Genomic DNA, 3664 nt, shown 5'->3' on the forward strand with positions numbered 1-3664 from the left:
GTTTCCTCGTTTATAGTACTTGGAACGATAAGGCCGATTTTGTGATAGTGCCTCAATGAATGGATGGAAATGTTGAAAATATCAGATACTTCGCCTATGGAAAATTTATCTTTCATGTGTATTCCTTTCAAGTTGAATGATGGGTTAGCAATATTATAATGTTTTCTGACTCTTCAATCAAATGAAAAAAAATTCTTGTTGACTATCATATAGTTCTAGGTTTTATGATGAAAACGAAAAGAAAAGTGAAAATATTTCAAGCAGGGTCTTAGAGTGTATATCTACCGCTTGAATAGGATGAATTCGGAAACAGGAGAGGTGAAAGTATGGCGCATAAATTTATGACACAATTAACACAACTTGGTGGCTATAAAAGGATTCCGACAACCTCAAGGCCAAAAGTGATGCCAATTTATATGAGTTCGGCCTATAGCTTTGAGGATTCAGATATTTGTAATGATATTTGTTATGACAGAGAAGATGGCTATTTATATGGGAGCTATGGCAATCCAACAGCAGATGCCCTTAAGGAAATTTTAGTCAATATTGAGGGCGCTGAGGCGTGTGATGTGTATGCATCGGGGATGGCGGCGATAACACTGTCGATTTTATCACAGGTTAAAACTGGAGATCATATCATTGCCAACAATGTGATCTACGGCAATGTCTTTAAGTTTTTAAAGACAGAGCTTGGGGAAAACTTGGGTGTTGAAGTCACTTTTGTGGATTTTAAACGTGAGGACTTGACCCCTTATTTTAAAGCCAATACAAAGCTGGTTTATATGGAAACCATCAGCAATCCCATGATTGAAGTTATCGACATCGGCAAGATTGCAGATGTGACACACCTGCATGGTGCAAAGTTGGTTGTTGACAACACATTTGCGACGCCGATTGTCTGCCAGCCAATCAAGCATGGGGCAGATATTGTGGTTTATAGCGCAACGAAGTTTATGAATGGTCACAGTGACATTATGGCGGGTGCTGTCCTTGGCGACCATGAAACAATAAAAAGAGTGGTTGACCTCTCTCATACCTTTGGACCAACCATAAGTCCTTTTGATGTATGGCTTTTAATGAGAAGTATGAGAACCCTTGACCTGCGTGTGGAACGCCATAGCCGAAATGCCATGAAGCTTGCCACTTTTTTAGACCAACATCCAAAGACGGGGAAAGTCTACTATCCAGGTCTACCTTCTTTTTCAGATCATGAGGCTGCAAAGAAATATTTTAATGGTGGCTTATTTGGTGGGATGCTTGCTGTAGACATGGGATCTTATGACAACATTTCAAAGTTTGTTGAAAAAGCACAGCTCTCTGAGATCGTGGCGAGTCTTGGGACTTATACCACAAGCCTTTGTGATACCACCATCACGCACAGTGGGATGACGGCAAAAGAGCGTCAGGAAGCTGGTTTGCCAGAAGGACTTCTTAGAATTTCAACGGGATTGGAGCATATAGATGATATTATTAATGAGTTTGAGCGTATTCTAGAAGATTTATAAGTATCAGGCCAATTAGGGTAACCTAAGATACTTTATTTATAATCCTTGCAAGTGATAAAAAGCGAATGATAAGAGGAGGTATAAAGTGAAAGAGAAAAAAGAAGCATCTTTGTGGATTGCAATGATTCCTGTCCTATTTTTAGCTGTAAGTCTTGTGTTGACACTTGTAGTTTACGACCTTGGTGAGCCCCACATACCCTTGATTACTTCAGCTATGGTTGCTGCGGGTGTTGCAATGTATCTTTTAAATTACTCGTGGGCGGAGATTGAGGAAGGTATCGTGGACACCATAAAAATGTCCATGGGCGCAATCATTATAATCTTGATTATTGGCATCTTAGTGGGGATCTGGATAAAAGCGGGCATCATTCCAACCATGGTCTATTATGGTCTAAAAATTTTATCGCCAAGGTATTTTCTTGTGGCGGCATTTGCAATATGTGCTGTTGTATCTGTGGCAACTGGAAGTTCATGGTCTACAGTGGCAACGGTGGGTATCGCACTCATGAGTATCGGAACAGCCCTTGGGATATCAGTGCCGATTATAGGGGGTGCCATTATTTCGGGTTCTTATTTTGGAGACAAGATGTCGCCCTTATCAGATACGACCAATCTTGCCCCGGCTATGGCTGGTGCAAATCTCTTTGACCACATTAGGCACATGTTGTACACAACTGTACCGAGTGCCGTTATTTCAATCATATTATTCTGGATTATTGGTATGCGTTATGCAGGTGGGGAGTTAGACACTGGTGCTATTAACGGCTTGTTAAATACGATGCAAGAGATGTTTTATATCAGTCCGATTTTATTACTTGTACCATGCATGGTCATTGCCATGGTCATCTTTAGAATTCCGGCGATTCCGGGTTTGTTTGTCGCAAGTGTTGTGGGTTTAATCTTTGCGGTTGTCTTCCAAGGGGCAGGGCTAAAAGATTTAATCGACATCGCCAATAATGGTTTTGTAAGCCTTACAGGAAATCCAGCTATTTATGACCTCCTGACAGGCGGGGGTATGCAGAGTATGATGTGGACCACTTCGCTTACCCTATGCGCTATGATATTTGGTGGCGTTATGGAGAAAACAGGCATGCTAAATGTCATCGCATCTCACATCCTTGCAAGGGCTAAATCAGATGGTCAAGTGATCCTAGCAACATTGATCTCGTGCTATGGCATTGTCTTCATCGCGGGAGACCAATACCTATCCATCGTTATTCCAGGTAGAATGTATAAATCTGCTTACGAACAGAGAAAACTGCATCCTAAAAACCTTTCAAGGGCCCTTGAAGATGCCGGGACACTAGCCTCGCCTCTAGTGCCTTGGAGTTCGTGTGGTGCCTATATGATGATTACTCTAGGACTTGCACCATGGACATATGTGCCTTATTGTTTTCTAAATTATATCAATCCAATCATCTCAGCAATTTATGGCTTTACGGGCTTTACGATTGCAAAACTGTCTGATGTGACCAATGAGACGGAAGGGGTTGAAAGCCTTGGTGAACTAGTAGGCTAGAGAAGAATAACTAGAAGGACAATTATAACGACAACTAGAAAGGATAACTAGAAGGATAACTAGAGCGTTAACTGGAAGGATGTCAAGAAGGTTGAGGAATGGGTTAACGTTTAGGTTAACTCGGATAAGGCATAGGGTTAATTTAAAATGCCTAAATAAAAAATAGTCCCTTTAAGGGTCACAGGGTATGTGGTCTTTGAGGGGACTGTTTTTTTGAGGAGACTAAATAAATGGTGTTATGATATTTTAAATGGTAAAATATTTATATAAACATTAAGAATTTTGACTCAAAAACAATTGTAAAAATAAAATAAGATTTAATGTGTCTTCAATTGGGTATGGTTGTAAGGGTAATTATGCGATACATAATATGTTGATTAAAGGGGTGTATTTATGTTTAAGGAAGAAAGAAATGAACCTAATTTTGAGTGGAAAATGCTTGGGGATTAAATTAGAAGGGCGAATGTTTATAGAGGGTAAAAAATTTCCGTAACCCCCCACGCCCATAATGTGATATATTAGACTATGGTGTCACCTTCTTGATAGGGACAGAACATAAGACGAGATTATATGGAATCGAACAGGAGAATATAAATGCAAAATTATAAGATGGTTATTGCTTACGATGGTAGAAAGTATA

General features: G+C 40.0%; 3 protein-coding genes. 2 read left to right on the forward strand and 1 reads right to left on the reverse strand.

From position 1 onward, the window contains the following. A partial coding sequence (locus tag AC220I_RS19830) for a MerR family DNA-binding transcriptional regulator (protein WP_486725601.1) occupies positions 1 to 116 on the reverse strand: 116 nt, incomplete at its 3' end. 210 nt (positions 117 to 326) lie between these two features. Between AC220I_RS19830 and AC220I_RS19835 the strand changes: the two genes are divergently transcribed. Beyond that, on the forward strand, positions 327 to 1505 hold the full coding sequence (locus AC220I_RS19835; RefSeq protein ID WP_486725599.1) for a trans-sulfuration enzyme family protein: 1179 nt from the start codon (positions 327 to 329) through the stop codon (positions 1503 to 1505). An 85-nt stretch (positions 1506 to 1590) separates the two neighbouring features. Next, positions 1591 to 3024: a Na+/H+ antiporter NhaC gene (gene nhaC / locus AC220I_RS19840; RefSeq protein ID WP_486725600.1), complete on the forward strand. Its 1434-nt coding sequence runs from the start codon at positions 1591 to 1593 to the stop codon at positions 3022 to 3024. The last annotated feature ends 640 nt before the right edge of the window (positions 3025 to 3664 follow it).

This window comes from Fusibacter sp. (assembly GCF_057447755.1).